Annotated in this window: 16 protein-coding genes and 1 pseudogene; 7 read left to right on the top strand and 10 right to left on the bottom strand. The window is 73.6% G+C overall.

Annotated features, from left to right (window positions below; genetic code table 11):
• Window positions 1–54 precede the first annotated feature (54 nt).
• The 3 genes from AC069X_RS23435 (at window position 55) to AC069X_RS23445 (ending at window position 2,317) form a co-directional block, all read left to right on the top strand.
• Window positions 55–888 (top strand): hypothetical protein, encoded by an 834-nt coding sequence (locus tag AC069X_RS23435; protein WP_478731045.1) that lies wholly within the window; start codon window positions 55–57, stop codon window positions 886–888.
• A gap of 132 nt (window positions 889–1,020) precedes the next feature.
• Window positions 1,021–1,845, top strand: a complete 825-nt coding sequence (locus AC069X_RS23440) for a DUF1206 domain-containing protein (RefSeq protein ID WP_478731047.1) — start codon at window positions 1,021–1,023, stop codon at window positions 1,843–1,845.
• Between the two features lie 235 nt (window positions 1,846–2,080).
• A complete protein-coding gene (locus AC069X_RS23445) occupies window positions 2,081–2,317 on the top strand; it encodes a hypothetical protein (protein WP_478731049.1) in 237 nt (78 codons plus the stop codon).
• A gap of 43 nt (window positions 2,318–2,360) precedes the next feature.
• On the opposite strand, the gene AC069X_RS23450 is transcribed toward AC069X_RS23445, so the two are convergent.
• Window positions 2,361–3,179, bottom strand: a complete 819-nt coding sequence (locus AC069X_RS23450; protein WP_478731051.1) for a class I SAM-dependent methyltransferase — start codon at window positions 3,177–3,179, stop codon at window positions 2,361–2,363.
• A gap of 116 nt (window positions 3,180–3,295) precedes the next feature.
• Window positions 3,296–4,135, bottom strand: coding sequence for a class I SAM-dependent methyltransferase (locus AC069X_RS23455; protein ID WP_478731053.1), 840 nt, complete (start codon window positions 4,133–4,135; stop codon window positions 3,296–3,298).
• A 271-nt stretch (window positions 4,136–4,406) separates the two neighbouring features.
• On the opposite strand from AC069X_RS23455, the gene AC069X_RS23460 reads away from it, so the two are divergent.
• The gene (locus AC069X_RS23460; RefSeq protein ID WP_478731055.1) at window positions 4,407–4,832 is read left to right on the top strand and encodes a contact-dependent growth inhibition system immunity protein; all 426 of its coding nucleotides are present in this window, start codon (window positions 4,407–4,409) and stop codon (window positions 4,830–4,832) included.
• Window positions 4,833–4,948: 116 nt separating this feature from the next.
• On the opposite strand, the pseudogene AC069X_RS23465 reads toward AC069X_RS23460, so the two are convergent.
• The 5 genes and pseudogenes from AC069X_RS23465 to AC069X_RS23485 form a co-directional block, all read right to left on the bottom strand.
• Window positions 4,949–5,655, bottom strand: a pseudogene (locus AC069X_RS23465) (IS630 family transposase); the annotation flags it as partial.
• A 90-nt stretch (window positions 5,656–5,745) separates the two neighbouring features.
• Window positions 5,746–6,093: an ArsR/SmtB family transcription factor gene (locus tag AC069X_RS23470; RefSeq protein ID WP_478731057.1), complete on the bottom strand. Its 348-nt coding sequence runs from the start codon at window positions 6,091–6,093 to the stop codon at window positions 5,746–5,748.
• 198 nt (window positions 6,094–6,291) lie between these two features.
• Window positions 6,292–6,666, bottom strand: coding sequence for a hypothetical protein (locus AC069X_RS23475; RefSeq protein WP_478731059.1), 375 nt, complete (start codon window positions 6,664–6,666; stop codon window positions 6,292–6,294).
• A gap of 117 nt (window positions 6,667–6,783) precedes the next feature.
• Window positions 6,784–7,455 carry a lysophospholipid acyltransferase family protein gene (locus AC069X_RS23480; protein ID WP_478731061.1) on the bottom strand — a complete coding sequence of 224 codons (672 nt, stop codon included), beginning with the start codon at window positions 7,453–7,455 and terminating at the stop codon, window positions 6,784–6,786.
• A 135-nt stretch (window positions 7,456–7,590) separates the two neighbouring features.
• Complete coding sequence (locus tag AC069X_RS23485) at window positions 7,591–8,628, bottom strand: helix-turn-helix domain-containing protein (protein ID WP_478731063.1); 1,038 nt, start codon at window positions 8,626–8,628, stop codon at window positions 7,591–7,593.
• A gap of 119 nt (window positions 8,629–8,747) precedes the next feature.
• Here AC069X_RS23485 and AC069X_RS23490 point away from each other — a divergent pair, with 119 nt between their 5' ends.
• The 3 genes from AC069X_RS23490 to AC069X_RS23500 all read left to right on the top strand — a co-directional run bounded on the left by AC069X_RS23490 (window position 8,748) and on the right by AC069X_RS23500 (window position 12,623).
• Window positions 8,748–9,662 carry an alpha/beta hydrolase gene (locus tag AC069X_RS23490; protein ID WP_478731065.1) on the top strand — a complete coding sequence of 305 codons (915 nt, stop codon included), beginning with the start codon at window positions 8,748–8,750 and terminating at the stop codon, window positions 9,660–9,662.
• A gap of 200 nt (window positions 9,663–9,862) precedes the next feature.
• Window positions 9,863–10,948: a serine hydrolase domain-containing protein gene (locus AC069X_RS23495; RefSeq protein WP_478731135.1), complete on the top strand. Its 1,086-nt coding sequence runs from the start codon at window positions 9,863–9,865 to the stop codon at window positions 10,946–10,948.
• 247 nt (window positions 10,949–11,195) lie between these two features.
• Window positions 11,196–12,623: an amino acid permease gene (locus AC069X_RS23500; protein WP_478731067.1), complete on the top strand. Its 1,428-nt coding sequence runs from the start codon at window positions 11,196–11,198 to the stop codon at window positions 12,621–12,623.
• A 60-nt stretch (window positions 12,624–12,683) separates the two neighbouring features.
• Here AC069X_RS23500 and AC069X_RS23505 read toward each other — a convergent pair whose 3' ends face one another.
• The 3 genes from AC069X_RS23505 to AC069X_RS23515 all read right to left on the bottom strand — a co-directional run bounded on the left by AC069X_RS23505 (window position 12,684) and on the right by AC069X_RS23515 (window position 16,313).
• Window positions 12,684–14,174, bottom strand: a complete 1,491-nt coding sequence (locus AC069X_RS23505; RefSeq protein WP_478731069.1) for a TerD family protein — start codon at window positions 14,172–14,174, stop codon at window positions 12,684–12,686.
• 47 nt (window positions 14,175–14,221) lie between these two features.
• Window positions 14,222–15,760, bottom strand: coding sequence for an SDR family oxidoreductase (locus tag AC069X_RS23510; RefSeq protein ID WP_478731071.1), 1,539 nt, complete (start codon window positions 15,758–15,760; stop codon window positions 14,222–14,224).
• Window positions 15,761–15,920: 160 nt separating this feature from the next.
• Window positions 15,921–16,313, bottom strand: a complete 393-nt coding sequence (locus AC069X_RS23515) for a hypothetical protein (RefSeq protein WP_478731073.1) — start codon at window positions 16,311–16,313, stop codon at window positions 15,921–15,923.
• Window positions 16,314–16,390: the final 77 nt, after the last annotated feature.

A 16,390-nucleotide genomic window follows, 5' to 3' on the forward strand; every position in this document is an offset into this window, starting at 1 on the left:
GCGGCCGGGCACATCCGCCGCGCGGAGCACACGCAGGACCCGGGGGAGCAGCACGTGAGCACGGTCAGACCGCAGGCGGACGACGAAGCGGCGGGACCCCTCGCCACGGTGAACGCGTTCTTCAACACCTGCATGGGCGCCCACGCGCCGGGACTGGACGAACGCCCGGACGACCGGCTCATCAGCGGGATGCAGGTCGGGCGGACCCTCCTCGGCATGGTCGCCGCCGTATGGCTCGTCGTGGCCTACCCGCTGACTTCGGGGCGCGAGGAGTTCGTCCTCGGCAAACTCTTCGAACTCGGCATCGCCTGCGCCATCCTGCTGGTGGGGAGCATCCTCGGCATCACCGCCTTCCTCATAGCCGGCACCCCGGACCGGCGCCGCACCTTCGCCCGCCGGCTGCTGGGACCGCTGGTGTGCATGCTGGGGCTCGCCCTGGGCCCCGCGCTGTTCTGGCTCTCCCTCACGACCGTCAAGGGCGACCTGGTCGACGGAGTGGACCTGACGGACTTCTACTCCGGAATCTTCGGCCGCGGCATCCTCTGCTCCCTGTTCAGCTTCATCACCCTCCTCGTCGGCTGGCTGCTCTCCCTCGCCGTCCTGATCGTCTCGGTCCCGTACACGGTTCTCGCGGCCTACGTCTGCGTGGCCTCCTGCTTCCGCGCCTCGGACGTCCACCAGCTGCTCCCGGCGCTGCTCTCGCCCCTGCTGGTGTGGTCGCTCTTCGCCTTCCAGCTCTTCAACGGCCCGGACGTCGCCGCCCCGCCGGAGGTGCTCTACACCTTCCTCTTCGGCGGCCCGCTCTCCGTGACCGCGCTCTCGGTCTGGGAGGTGTACCGCCTGCGCACCCGGTACGGGATCACCCTGCGCGGAGCGCTGGGCCGCTGACCCGCTGACCCGCACCGGCCGTGGAACACCCCTCCACGGAACGTGACGCCCCCGACGCGCCTGGGACAACCGCGCGGGACGGGGCAGACGCCCCCGGGGAGCGCGCCGGCGCTCCGGACCGGAGAGGTGATCATGCAGACGGCTTCTGAGCGAAGCCCGGTCGAGGCGGGCGCCCCGCGCACCGGGGTCGTGGCCGCGGCCCGGGCGGGACTCGCCACGCGCGGGGTGCTGTACGTCCTGGTCGGGGCGATCGCCCTGCGCATCGCCTTCGGCGAGGACCCGGGGCAGCAGGCGGACCGGCAGGGCGCCCTCGCCGGACTGGCGGGCGGGCCGCTGGGCAGGCTCCTGATCTGGGCCGTCGGGGCCGGACTCGTCGCCATGACCCTGTGGCGGCTCTCGGAGGCCGTCTTCGGGGGCGCCGGACCCGACGGGCGCAAGGCGGGCAAACGCGTGGCCGCGGCCGCCAGGGCGGTGTTCTACGCGGTGGTCGCCGCGTCCGTCATCGCCTTCGCGGCCGGACAGGGGGGCGGGAAGTCCGGCGACGAGCAGTCGCGCGACGCCACCGCGGCCCTCATGGAACTGCCCGCCGGCCGCTGGATCGTCGGCCTCGCCGGACTCGGGGTGGCCGTCGGCGGCCTCGTGATCGCGGTGAACGCGGCGCGGCGCACCTTCCGCGAGCAACTGGATCCGCCCGCGCGGCCCGCGTGGCTGACCGGCGCCGTCGAGGTGCTGGGGGTGTCCGGCGGCCTCGCCCGCGGCGCCCTGTTCGCGGCCGCGGGCGGGTGCGCGCTCTACGCGGCGCTGGAGTACGACCCCGACAAGGCCAAGGGCGTGGACGACACCCTGCGCACCTTCGCCGAGACCCCGGCCGGCCCGTGGCTGCTGGTCGTGGTGGCGGCGGGGCTGGTCCTGTTCGGCCTGTTCTCCTGGGCGGCCGCCGCCTGGCAGCGGGTCTGACCGCCCACGGCCGGCCCTGAGCACCCACGGCCGGCCCTGAGCACCCCGGCCTGCCCCGACCACCCCGGCCCGCCCCGACCACCCCGGCCCGCCCCGACCACTTCTGACCCGTCCCGCCCGTCCCGCACCGGCCGGCTCCCGCCCGCCGGGCGGCCGCTCGCCCGTACGCCGCCGATCGGCCCCCCGGGCCGTGTCGCCGCGCCCCTCACCGGTCACGGCGTGCAACCGTCTCCCCATGACCGAAGGCTTCACACCGCACCTCTCCCCGGCACGCATCACGGTCCTGGGCGTCCAGCCCGGCACCCCGCCCTTCCGGATCGTCGAGCTCGACGGCGAGTTCGTCGGCCGGGCCACGTCGATGACGGACGTCCTGCTGGTCGCCGCGGAGGCGGGCATCACCATCCACAACCTCGACGACCTGGACGAGGTCCGGTGGGTCGGGGGCGGCAAGTTCACCTGGACCGCGCACTGAAGGACCGGGGACGGGCCGCCCGGCGCGGGGAGGGAGAGACCGGTCAGCCCGGGGGCAGGCGGCGGCCCCACACCGTGAGCATCCCCGGCCCGATCTCCGCCAGGCCCGGCGCGTCGAGGTAGGCGAGCGCCTCGTCGAAGACCGCCGGTTCGAGCCGGCCCGGAGCGACCAGGTCCGTCCGCATCCGCTGCCAGGTCTCCCGCCAGAAGGCGGCGAGCGGGGCGCCCGGGGTCAGCGGCGGGCAGACCAGCTCCGCCGCGACCCCGGCCAGACCGGCGGTGCGCAGGATGTGCGGGTAGGCGCGTACGGCCGCGATGTCGGTGCCGATGGTCTCGGCGAGCGTCCGCCACATCGTGTCCATCGTGCGGCGGTACGCGGAGTGCGTGTCACCGGGGTCGGGGACGTCCACCGCGTCGCTGAGGACGAGGTACCCGCCGGGCCTGAGGCGTTTGGCGAGCCGGTCGACCAGGGCCCGGCGCTCGGGGAGGTGCATGAGCACGAACCGCGCGTGGACGAGGTCGAACCCGCCCGGCTCCGCGTGGGCGTCGAGCTCGTGCACGTCACCGGCCACCACCCGCAGCCGGGGCCCCGCGAGCGGCTCCAGCCGGCTGGTGTCACGGTCCAGGGCGACGACCTCCTCGGCACCGGCCTCCTCGGCGAGCCAGCGGGCCACGGTGCCCGTACCGGCGCCGACCTCCAGGCAGCGCCAGCCGGGACCGACGCCGAGCGCGCGCAGCCGCTCCCGCGTGACCGGGTCGTAGACGACCGCGGCATGGTCGATGCGCTCGCCCTCCCCCGGGTGCTCGGGCCGGAAGAGCGCCTCGCCGTACCGCCCGGCCGACTCTTCGGATACCACTGCCACCGAGACTCCTTCCGCCGGCAGGTCCCGTACCGGCCCGGCCCTCCACGATCGCCCGCCGGCCGCCGCGACGCCGCCATTGGGCCGGTCGGCGGCGCGCCCCGGGGGACCGTCCGAGGTCAGCCCGCCCGGTCGCCGCGGCGGGCGGTGAGCAGCAGGTACTCCCACTCCATGACGCCGTCCCGCAGCGCGCCGGCCGCCAGGCCGGCGAGGGCCTCGTCCAGGGCGGCGGTCCGCCCGGGGTCGTCGGCGATGCTCCGGTAGACGGCGATCGTCGGCCCGTAGGCGCCCTTGAAGAACTCGCGGAAATCCTCCGGCTCGCGGAACGCGTCCACGCGGAGGGACCGGCGGCGTGCCTCGGTACCGGTGACGCGGTCGCCGAGCAGCGTCCGTACGTGCTCCTCCCGCCCCCACAGCGGCGGCGGCTGGGCCCCCGGCGGAGGCGGCGGCGCGTACGGCTTCATGGTGGCGAACATCTGCCCGATGAACCCCTCGGGGGTCCAGCTGAGCAGCCCGATCGTGCCGCCGGGCCGGCAGACCCGGACCAGTTCGTCGGCGGCGCTCTGGTGGTGCGGGGCGAACATGACCCCGACGCAGGACATCACCGTGTCGAAGGTGCCGTCCTCGAACGGCAGCGCCTCGGCGTCCGCCTCCTGCCAGCTCAGCACCGCGCCGCGCGCCTCGGCCTCCTTGCGCCCCACGGCCAGCAGCTCCGGCGTGAGGTCGGAGGCCACCACGTCGGCGCCCGCCAGGGCGGCCGGGATCGAGGCGTTCCCCGACCCGGCGGCGACGTCCAGGACCCGGTCCCCGGCCTTGACCGCGCAGGCCTCCACGAGCGCGGGGCCGAGGCCCGCCACGACCTGCGTGGCGACCGCCGGGTAGTCGCCGAGGGCCCACATCGTCCGGTGCTTCGCCTTGAGCGCCCGGTCGGCCTCGCGGTCGTCCGCCGTTCCGGTCATGCCACCCGCCTCCCTCGTCCGTACGGTGCCGATGGCCGTCCTCCTACGAGCATAGGAACCCTGCGGGCCCCCGGCCCGGCGAGCGGGCGGCGGCGGGAGCACGGTGCGGAAGGGAGCGGGGAGGCGGTGCACGACCGGTGCGACGGCCCGCGACCGACGACAACGCGGTAAGCCGCGGTGCCAGGCGGCCCGGGCCCGGCCATGATCCGGCGGACACCCTCTAGTGTCCTGAGTCAGAGATTCCCTTCCTGTTCCAGCGACAATGAACCCTATGGACCGTCTGCTGCACCTCGACCGCACGCTCGATGAGCTGGACCCGCCTCGCTGGGCGCCTCCTGGCTCTGACGCGACCCGTTTGATACGCAAGGTGCATGAGCTGCGGCAGGTTCCGCTCGGCGAACTCGGGTCGGCGGATCTACGCACCCTCATCTCCCAGCAGGTGGCCCTCTCCTACGTGCTTCCGCTCGCAGTGCGCTTGCTGCTTGATGAGCCGATGCTTGACGCCTATTTCTACGAGGGTGACTTGTTGCTTGCTGCTGTGAACGTCCCGGCTTCGGCCTGGGCCCTGTTCCCGGACCTCGGGACCCGGTTGCGTACCGTGATCACGGCCTTGCCGGACGCAGCGGTGGCCAGCCTGCCCCGCGGCGCCGCCGAGGAGCTCACCCGCTTCATCGCCCGGCCTGAATCGCTTCGCTAACCGGACAAGGAACCCGCAGTGAGCTAGCGATCCGAACCAGAGATTCGTCGGCAATAGGCAGCGACTTTGTCGAGGATCTCGTCGGCTGTCTTCGTCCAGACGAATGGACGGGGTTGATCGAGATCTGCCGGCACTTCCTTGTCGAGCTTGACCAGGAACTTCTTGAACTCCACCGCACGGTGACGGCGGTGGATCGAACCGATGACCTTCCCGGTCGTGGTGTCCAGGGCGGTGAAGAGGGTGGTGGTGCCCGCGCGCACGTAATCGTGACTGCGGCGCTCGGGCACCCCGGGCATCATCGGCAGTACCGGCTGAGACCGGTCCAGGGCCTGGATCTGCGACTTCTCGTCCACACAAAGCACCAAAGCCCGCTCCGGCGGATCGAGACACAAGCCCACCACGTCACGGACCCTGTCGATGAACAGCGGATCCTTCGACAGCTTGAACGTCTCCGCCCGGTGAGGCTGGAGGGCGAAAGCCCGCCAGATCCGGTAGATCGCTGACTGCGGCATCCCGGTCGCCGCGGCCATTGACCGAGTCGACCAGTGCGTGGCGTCCTTCGGTGTCTCCTCCAGCGTCTTGACGATGACACGTTCCAGGCGTCGGTGATCTTCCGGGGAACGCCGGGCCGCGGTTCGTCGCACAGGCCGTCCAGCCTGCGTTCCAGGAAGCGCCGTCGCCAGGCCCGAACGGTGTCGGTAGTGATGCCCAGCCGCCGGGCGACCTCCGCGATCGCGTGACCGTCCGCACTCTCCAGGACGATCCGTGATCGCAGTGCCAGCGACTGGGCACTCGAACGACGGCGCACCCATGACTGCAACATCGCCCGCTCGGCATCGGACAGCGCCACCGGCGGGATCTTCGGTCCAGGACGACTCACACCAGACCAACGACGAATCTCCGACTCAGGACACTAGGTGCGGACCGCCGCGGGGTCGGACTCGTTCAGCTCGGCGATCAGGGCGTTGCGGCCCGCCAGCATCTCCGTGAGGATCCGGCGCGCGGCGCGCAGGAGTTCGGCGACGTCGCCGCCGGCGAGGGCGTAGGTGACGGTCGAGCCCTCGCGGGTGGAGACGACGATGCCCGAGCGCCGCAGGACGCCCAGCTGCTGCGACAGGTTGGACGCCTCGACGTCGATCTCCGCCAGCAGGTCCCGCACGGGCATCGGGCCGTCCTGGAGGAGCTCCAGCACACGGATGCGGACCGGGTGGCCGAGCATCCGGAAGAACTCGGCCTTGGCCTGGTACAGCGGGACCTGCATGCCCACGACGCTCCTGTTCCTCTTCGCACGGACTCCGGCTCGGACGGGGACCACGGGGCCGAGGGATCAAGGGATCACCGCCCCGACCATCGTCGCGTCCTGCCGGCCCACGCGGAACCGATGTTGACCGGTTTCACATGTTCCGAGTTGAAGACTTCTTCAACTCATGGGCATGCGTGGGCCCGACGGACACCGGAACTAGACCTCCAGATCGTGTTCGATGCGGCTCAGCTGGTGGCGGGCCATCGCCAGGTTCGACCGGCCCCGGTCCAGCACCAGGTAGAGGAACAGACCGCCGCCGGAGCGGTTCCGCCGGATCCGGATCAGGTGGTACTGGCTGCCGAGCGTGATCAGCACGTCCTCGATCTCGTCCTGGATCCCGAGCATCTCCATCGTGCGCAGCTTGGCCCGGATGACGTCGGTGTTCCCCGCCGCCGCCACCATCAGGTCCAGGTCCTTGCCGCCGCCGAGCGTGCCCAGGGCCATGCCGCTGGCGTAGTCCACCAGCGCCACTCCCAGGGCCCCCTCGATCGAGGTCATCGCTTCCTTCAGTGACACTTCCACGTTCGCCATGGCTGTCCTCCGGTGGTGTCGTGTGCCGGGCGCGGCACGGATCTTCCGTATCGGGACGCTACCGATCGCGCGGCTCCGTACGGCCGGATCACCGGAATTGGCTCGAATCCACCCCCGTCACGCGGCGTCCCGGAGGTACGCCGCGGGCTCGCGCAGCCGCCCGGCCGCCGTCCGCCACGCGTCGGTCACCGCGGCGTGCGCCTGGAGGGTGCGGGCGGCGGTGTTCCCGGTCAACTCCACCGGCCGGCCCACGTGTACGTGCAGCCGCGGCCGCCGCAGCGGGGCGGTGACGAGGCCGGCGACCTGCTTGGCCGCACCGCCGGAGGTGATGCGCCGGGCCCCGGCCTGCCCCACCGGGACGACGGGCGCCCCGGTGCGCGTGACGAGCCGGGCGAGCCCGCTGCGGAAGGCCAGGGGCGCGGCCTCGGCGGCGTCGCGGCGGGCGGGGATGCCGCCCTCGGCGTACATGAGCACCGAACGCCCCGCCGCCAGTGCCGACTCGGCGTGGTCGAGGGCCTCGGCGGCCCGCCGGTCCCCCCGGCGGACGGGGATGTGGCCCTCGCGGACGAGCAGGCGCCCCAGGACCGGGGCGCGCCACAGACCGGCCGCGGCCATGACGACGGGCTCGACACCGCAGTGCCGCAGGGCGGCGAGGACCACGGCGGGATCGGCGAGGGAGGTGTGGTTGGCGACGATGACGCTGCCGGGCGGCACGTGGGCGCCGGGCGCGGTGGTGACGCCGACGCGTCCGAAGGCGGGGACCAGGAGCTGGGCGAGGCGGCTGAGCATGGCGTTCTTTTCCCGTTCGTGACGGCGACTGGGGCGACCGAGTGGACAACGACGGCCTGCCTCCAGCGTCGTCAACACGGCGCCCGCCCACCTGAGTCGTCCTACTCAGACCCGCGAGGACGCCCTACCCAGACCTCAGCCCCCGAGCAGCCGCCACGCGGCGAGGGCGAGCCCGGCCCGGGTCAGCCCCGCCTGCCCGGTGAGGTCGAGGTCCAGGGCCCTGCCCAGCTGCTCCACCCGGCGGGCCACGCTGCTGTGGTGCAGGTGGAGCAGCTCGGCCGCCCGGCGCAGCGACCCCGTGGCGCAGTAGGCGTCCAGCGTCTCCAGGTCCTCCGCACTGGCGGCCACGCCGGCGAGCGCCGCCACATCGGGATTGGCGCGCAGGACCTCCTCGGGCACCTCCGCCAGCAACGCCAGCGCGCCCAGCCCGGCGTAGCGGACGACGGGTTCGCGCGGGGTCGCGAACCGCAGCGCGGTACGGGCCTCCCGCCACGCCAGATCGGGCCGCACGGCGGCGCCGATGCCCGCGCGCACGCCCTCCGGGAACCGCTCCGGGTCCACGGAGCCGGCCAGGATCACCCCGACCCCGCCCAGGACCGCCCCCCTGACCGGCCCGCCGGGACAGACGAGCCCTCCCACCCGGTCGAGCGGCAGCCCCCGCGACCGTACGGCGGCGACCCGCACCGGTGGTCCGGCGGGGAAGCCCAGCAGCCGCAACGCCCGGGCCCGGGCCGCCTCGTCGCCGTCGGCACTGATCACCAGCTCGACGAGGGCGGGGTCCGCCATGGTCGTACGGGCCGGCCCGTACCGTTCGACGGCGGCCGCGACGGCGATGGCGAGCCGCTCCAGCAGCACCTCGTCCAGCCGTCCGGAGGTCCCCGGCCGCTCCAGCCACACGGTGCCGATCTCCTCCTCGTCGAGGACGACCGCCACCGTGCCGGACGCGGGCACCGCCGCCCCCGGCGTCTCGCCGCCGTCGGGCGCGACGCGGATCACCCGCCCCGTCCCGTGCAGCCGGATGCCGGCCACGCACTCGGCCAGACCCGCCGAAGCCCGCGCCAGCGCCGCGAGGTCCACCCGTCGGCGCATCAGCGTGTCGTAGAACGCGACGATGCGGAGCGCCCCGTCGACGTACGGATCGAGCCCCGACAGCCGAACGGCCAGTGCCTCCATGGCAGAAGCATAAGAGGGCGGCCCGGCGGAGCGGGGCCGCCGAACGGCGCGTGATCGGGCCGCGATCCCCGACGGACGGCGGAGGACCCGGCCCCGCCGGGCCCGTGAGGATGTTCGCCATGGACCCCGAACTCGAAGCCTTCGTCCCGTTCTTCCCCCGGACCGACCTCGGCGACCCGGTCGCCGCACGCGAGGCCTTCGCCGCGCTGGCCTCCGCGGTACCCGCACCCGACACCGCGGACATGGTGGTCGAGGACCGCACGGTCCCCGCCGGCCCCGCCGGCCCCGCCGGCCCCGACGTCCCCGTACGGATCTACCGCCCGCACGGAGCCGTGGGAGCCGTCGTGTGGATGCACGGCGGCGGATTCCTCATGGGGGACCTGGACACGGAACACCCGTGGGCCGCCCGGATCGCCGCCGGCTCGGGCGCGATGGTGATCTCCGTGGGCTACCGGCTCGCCCCCGAACACCCCTTTCCCGCCGCCCTGGACGACGCGTACGCCGTACTGGCCTGGACGGCCCGGCACGCCGCCGACCTCGGCATCGACCCCGGCCGCATCGCCGTCGGAGGCCACAGCGCGGGCGCCAACCTCGCCGCGGCGGTGACGCTGCGGGCCCGCGACGAGCAGGGCCCCCCGATCCGGTTCCAGCTGCTCAACCAGCCGGGACTCGACGACCGCCAGGACAGCTGGTCGGCGCGCAACTTCACCGACACGCCCTGGTTCCACCGCGACAAGGCCACCGCGGGCTGGCGGCACTACCTGGGCGGGCGCCCCGCCACCCCGTACGCCGCCCCGGCCCGGGCCGGCGACCTCTCCGGCCTGCCCCCGGCGTACCTCTCCACCGCCGAGTTCGACCCGAACCGCGACGAGGGCCTGGAGTACGGCCTGCGCCTGCTCCGGGCGGGCGTCCCCGTCGAGATCCACCAGTGGCCCGGCACCTTCCACGGCTCCCAGGCGCTGCTGTCCGCCGAGGTCTCCCAGCGCCAGAACGCCGAACTCGGCGCCGTCCTGCGCCGCGCCCTCGCCCGCTGACCCGCCCACCACCCCGAAGGGAACCCATCGTGACGACCCGGCAGACGAACCGGCAGACGTCCCGCCCGACCACCACCCGCCCGAGGATCCGCCTCGCCCTCTGCGCCGGCGCGGCCGCACTCGCCACCGCCGCGGGCCCCGCGGTGGCCGCCCCCGCGACCGCCCCCGCTCCCGTCACCCCCGCCGGGCTCCAGACGGCCATGGACGCCGTCCACCGGGCGGGAATCCCCGGGGTGTACGGAGAGGTGCGCGCCGCCGGCCGGACCTGGCGCGGCGCCTCAGGGGTCGCCGACCTCACGACCGGACGCCCCGTCACCCCGGACATGCGCCAGCGCGTCGGCAGCGTCACCAAGACCTTCACCGCCGCCGCCGTCCTCCAGCAGACCGAGCGCGGCCGGATCCGTCTCGACGCCCCGGTCGGCGACTACCTCCCCGACCTCGTCCCGGGGGAGCGCGGCAGGAAGATCACGGTCCGGATGCTGCTCAACCACACCAGCGGCCTCCCCGACTACATCCCCTACGCCTTCCCCTCCCTCCAGGTCAACTCGCCCCAGAGCATCGAAGACAACCGGTTCCGGCGGTTCCGCCCGGCCGAACTGATCGAACTGGGGCTCGCGGCACCGCCCACCGGGGAACCCGGCGGCCCGGTCGGCGTGTACTCCAACACCAACTACCTCCTCCTGGGCCGGCTCCTGGAGCGGGTCACCGGCACCCCGGCCGAGCAGTACATCACCCGCAACGTCATCCGGCGGGCCGGCCTGCGCCACACCGGCTTCCCGTCCGGCCCCCGCATCGACGGCCCGCACCCCCGCATGTACGAGGCCGCGTACGGCATGCTCGAACCGCCCCGCGACTACAGCGTCTACGACATGTCCTGGACCGGCACCGGCGCGGCCCTGGTCTCGACGATGGAGGACCTCAACCGCTTCTACGCCAAGCTCCTCGACGGCCGGATCGTCAGCCGCTCCTCCCTCGAACAGATGCGGCGCACCATCCCGGTCCGCGCCCTGGACGGTTCGACGATCCAGTACGGCCTCGGCCTCCACAAGGTCACCGTCCCGGGGTGCGGCACCTTCTGGGGCCACGACGGCACGGTCTGGGGCGCCGGAACCCTCTCCCTCACCCGGGAGGACGGCGGGCGCCAGCTGTCGGTGGCCGTCAACCTCCAGCGGTGGAACGCCCTGGACGCCTCCGGGAACCCCCAGCCCCACCCCGTCGACGACGCCCTCGCGGAGCTCTACGACGAGGCCATGTGCGACGGGGGAGGAACTCCCCACGGCAGGTGAACCCCGGCCCGCACGCACGCCGCCCCGCCGGTCCCGGAACGGATTCCGGCCGGGGCGGCCCCCGCGCCGGGGGGCGGCGGCCTCGCGGGGGTTCTCCGAAGGGGGTGTCGCCCGAAGGGGGTGTCGCCCGAAGGGGGTGGCGGCCGGTTCGGGCCAGAGGCGCACCAGTCGGCGGAGCGCCTCATTCCACAACGGCGGCGCTTCCGCGATGATGTGCGCTCGTCACCCCCGGCGAAAGGAACGGAGCATGGCCGGCTTGTGGTCAGGTCAGGGCGTACTCCGCCGCAAACCGATCGAGCACATCGAAGAACCCGAAGGCGCCCCCAGCGAGCAGCTCACCCGCACCCTCGGCCTCTGGCAGCTCACCGCGATCGGTGTCGGCGGCATCATCGGCGCCGGCATCTTCACGCTCGCCGGGACCGTCGCCAACGGCGTCGCGGGCCCGGCGGTGCTGGTCTCCTTCCTCATCGCCGGCGTGGCCAGCGCCGCCGCGGCCTTCTCCTACGCGGAGTTCGCCGGTCTGATCCCGAAGGCCGGTTCCGCCTACACCTACGGGTACGCCGTCCTCGGCGAGCTGGCGGGCTGGCTGATCGGCTGGGACCTGCTGCTGGAGTACACGGCCATCGTCGCCGTCGTCGCCATCGGCATCTCCGGCTACTTCAACTTCCTGCTGGAGGAGACCGGCACCGCCCTGCCCACCTGGATGCTCGGCGCGCCCGGCACGGGCGAAGGACACCGCTTCGACCTCATCGCGGCCGTCCTGTGCCTGTTCACGGCCTACCTGCTCACCCTCGGCATCAAGAACGCGGCTCGCTTCGAGACGGTCGTCGTCGTCCTCAAGGTGCTGGTCGTCCTGCTGGTGGTCGTCGTCGGCTTCTTCCACATCACGTCCGAGAACTACACGCCGTTCTTCCCCTTCGGGGTGGGCGGCGCCTTCACCGGAGCCGCCACCGTCTTCTTCGCGGTCTTCGGCTACGACGCCATGAGCACGGCGGCGGAGGAGTCCAAGGACGCCCAGCGGCACATGCCCCGGGCGATCATCTACTCCCTCGCCATCGCCATGGTGCTGTACGTCCTCGCCTGCCTGGTCCTGACGGGCATGCAGAAGTACACGGAGATCGACCCGGAGAGCGGCTTCTCCAGCGCGTTCAAGGCCGCCGGGCTGCCCGTGGTCGCCGACGTCATCGCCGTCGGGGCGATCATCGGCATCCTCACCGTGATGTTCACCTTCATGCTCGGCGTGACCCGCGTGTGGTTCTCCATGAGCCGTGACGGACTGCTGCCCCACTGGTTCGCCAAGACCCACCCGACCCGGCACGTCCCGACCCGCGTCACCTGGATCGTCGGCGTCGCCTCGGCGGCCATCGCCGGTTTCGTGCCGATCGGCGAGGCGGCGGAACTCACCAACATCGGGATCCTGCTCGCCTTCGCCGTCGTGTGCACCTCGGTCATCGTGCTCCGCTACAAGCGCCCCGAGCTGCCGCGCACCTTCCGCACCCCGTTCATGCCCCTCACCCCCGCGATCGGCGTCGTCGCCTCGATCTGGCTCATCACCTACCTGCGCGTGGAGACGTGGCTCCGCTTCCTGGCCTGGTTCCTCATCGGCCTGGTCATCTACTTCGGCTACTCCTACCGCAACTCCAAGATGGCCGGACGCACGCCCACTGGCCGGTGAGCCGCCGGTGGCCGCGCGGTGAGCGGTCCGCGGGGCCGTCCGGCCGTCCCGCCCCCGAGGTCAGCGCAGGCGCCGCCAGAAGGGCGGGACCTCGCCCTCCCGCCGGTTGGGGTGGGGGGTCACCTCGCGCGGGGTGAGGGACCAGGCGCTGTCGTACCGGACGACCAGCAGCCGTGCCCCGCGCGTCAGCGCCACCGTGCTCCGCCCCGGCCACCTGTCACCGCTGTGCAGGCGGCGGTACGAGGCGCTGCGCCGGACGGACTCCAGCTCGAACCAGGCGTCGTCCTTGCTGTTCCGGTACCTGACGGCGAGGTCGATGGCGGGCCCGGAGTAGGCCAGGACGTCGGAGCCGACGCCCTCGACGCGCTCGGAGGCGTCCCGCAGCACCGAGACCGGGCTGACGGTGATCTTCCACTCGCCCCGCGCCTTCACACGCAGCCGCAGCGGTCCGTTCCCCTCGTGGTCCACGATCCCGCGCCCGGTGAAGTCCTCGTTCCAGCCGCGCAGCGCCGCCGGGGTCTTCTCCCGGTTGCGGTGGTTCAAGGCGTTGACCTCCACGAGGCCGTCCCCCAGGCGGACCAGGTCGACCACCGCGAAGCCGGCCGCCGTGGCCGTCTCCACCCGGACGATCTCCTCCCCCCTGCCCTCCTGGGTGAAGACGGGGAAGTCCGGCCCGAAGTCCGTCCGAAGGCTGTTGTTCAGCCTGGTGATGGTGCCCAGCAGGGGGGCGCCGGACTTGGAGACCGGGAGACCGGCGGGTACGGCGGGGGAGGCCGTCGCGCCCGCCTCGCCCTCGCCCTCGCCCGTGCCTTCGGACGGGACGGACACCACCGGAGCGGGAACTTCCGCGGCCGGAGCCGTCTCGGCCGGAGCAGTCTCAGCCGGGGCCGTCTCGGGCGGCGCCGCCCCGGCGGGAGCCGCCGTCGTCGGGAGCGGCGGAGCGGGCGGCGGAGCCTCGGGCAGTGCGGGTGCGGGCGGCGGACCGGCATCCGGCTCCTCCGCCTCCGCCTCCTCCTCCACCGTGAACCCGTAGTCCTCGGCCAGCCCCGGAAGCCCGGAGTCGTAGCCCTGCCCGACCGCGCGGAACTTCCATCCCCCGTCGCGGCGGTAGAACTCGCCCAGCACGTAGGCGGTCTCGGTCGCCGCGTCGTCGTCGTCGACCGAGTACACCACCATCCTCTCGCCCGTCGCCGTGCTGACCGCCTCCAGGTACAGCCCCGGAATCTCCCCGAAGGTCGCGCCCTCGGAGGAGGCCGCGATGACGATCCGCTCGACCTCCGGCTCGACCCGGCCGGGGTCGATCTCCAGCCAGTCCGCCGTCCGCCCGTCCTCGCTCCGGGCGTTGCCCAGGAGTGCCACGGCGCTGGTGGCGTGCGCGCGCTGGTTGTAGAAGACGAGGTCGCTGCGGCCCCTCACCTTCCCGCTGCCGTCCAGTAGCAGTGCCGCCGGGTCGATCTCGGGCACACCGGGCCCGGCCGCGCGACGGACTACGGCGACCCTCATGGGCTCACCGGACATGGGCAGATTGCCCCCCTTGATGATCTGCGTCATGAGGGCATCGTCGCAGGCCAGTTGGGTTCAAGTCGAGCGTTCGTTCCTCAGCGGCGGCCCTCCGGGAAGACTTCGGGGGCGGGCGTCCGGGAGGGGACGGCGGCACCGGCTTCCTCGGCCGCGTGCGCGATGTTGCGGGCCATGCCGCCGAAGACCGCCGCGTGGAAGGGGCTCACGGCCCACCAGTACAGGTGGCCCAGCAGGCCGTGCGGATGGAACAGGGCGCGCTGCCGGTAGCACGAGCGACCCGCGTCCTCCGGGTCCGGTTCGGCGTACATCTCCAGCCACGCCAGGCCCGGTACCCGCATCTCGGCGCGCAGCCGCAGCAGCCGGCCCGGTTCGATCTCCTCGACCCGCCAGAAGTCGAGCGCGTCGCCCACCCGCAGCCGGCTGGCGTCGCGCCGGCCGCGGCGGATGCCGGCCCCGCCCACGAGCCGGTCCATCCAGCCGCGCACGGCCCACGCCAGCGGGAAGGAGTACCAGCCGTGCTCGCCCCCGATGCCCTCGACCACCTGCCACAGGGCCCCGGGCGGGGCGGCCACCCCGGTGCTGCGGTGGTCGGTGTAGAGGCTGCCGCCGGCCCAGTCGGGGTCGGTGGGCAGGGGGTCGCTCGGGGCGCCGGGCAGGGAGGCCGAGGACCACCGCGTGGTCACCTGGGCCTCCCGGACCCGCTGGAGGGCGAAGGCCAGCGCCCGGTCGAACGGCAGGGGTGCGCCGGGCGGGTCGGGCACCCAGCGGGCGATGTCGTGCTCCTCGCACACCACCTCGTACCGCAGGGACTCGGCGAGCGGACGGGCCAGTGCCCGGGGGACCGGGGTGACCAGGCCGATCCAGAGGCTGGAGAGCCCCGGGCTGAGCATGGGCACGCGCAGGATGCGCCGTTGGGGGAGCTCGGCGACCGCCGCGTAGCGGTGCATCATCTCCTCGTACGTGAGGACGTCGGGGCCGCCGATGTCGAAGGACCGGCTCACCCCGGCCGGCATGCCGGCGCTGCCGACGAGGTAGCGGAGCACGTCCCGGACCGCGATGGGCTGCACCCGCGTCCCCACCCAGCTGGGCGTGAGCATGACGGGCAGCCGTTCCGTGAGGTAGCGGAGCATCTCGAACGAGGCGGAGCCCGAGCCGATGACCACGGCCGCCCGCAGCACGGTGCAGGGAACGCCGGAGGCCAGCAGGATGCGGCCCACCTCGTCCCGGGAGCGCAGGTGCGGCGACAGCCGCTCCGGAGGTACGCCCGACGGGGTGAGACCGCCGAGGTAGACGATGCGCCGCACCCCGGCCAGCCGGGCCCGCTCCGCGAAGAGGCGGGCGGCCGCCCGGTCACGCTCCTCGAACCCGGGGCCGCCGCCGAGCGCGTGCACCAGGTAGTAGGCGACGGCCACCCCGCGCAGGGCCGCGTCCAGCGAGTCGGCATCGGTGACATCGCCCCGTACCACCTCGGCGCGCCCGGCCCACGGGTGGTCGCGCAGCCGTTCGGGGGAACGGGCCAGCGCCCGGACCCGGTGTCCGGCGTCGAGCAGCTCGGGCACCAGCCGGCCGCCGATGTAGCCGGTCGCGCCGGTGACCAGGCACAGGTCAGCCGTCATGGGCTCGCTCCCATCCCCGGGCGGCGGTGTCCGGGCCGCGCCGCTCCCTCCCGAGCCTGGACCGGATCCCGCCCGGCCGCAAGGCGCATCGCTTCCGCGTCGATTTCGCCGGCGCCCGGCCGCCCCGGCTCACCGGCCGCCCCTCACCGGCCGCCCCGCCTCACCGGCCGCCGGTGAAGGCATCGGCGGGGACGAAGAGCTCGTGCCCGGCCGGGAAGCGCACGCGCACACCGGACTCCGTCCACGTGGTGGACTCGACGCCCTCCGCTGCCAGGTAGGCGTCGACGTCCAGCCAGTGGCCGTAGCCCTCGGCGCCGGAGGAACGCCCCACCAGCATCCGGTAGGACTCCCGCCCCGACAGGCTGTGCCGGTGCACCAGGGTCAGGAAGTAGGGCGAAAAACCGTCGTACGGGATGGCCGCCGGAGCGCTGCTGCGGTACACGACCTCGCTCCGCGGCCACCACAGGACCGTCATCAGCACGGAGGTCAGCACCACGCCCGCCACGCCCCCCAGCAGCACCCTGCCGAGCCCGCGCCTCCGGCGGGGTCTCACGGTCGGATCGGGCAGGTCGGGGACGGAAGTGGTGATGACGTGCTCCAGGTTCGGCTCTGCTCCGCACCCGCCGGCCG

This window comes from Streptomyces sp. NPDC043896, from assembly GCF_056435605.1.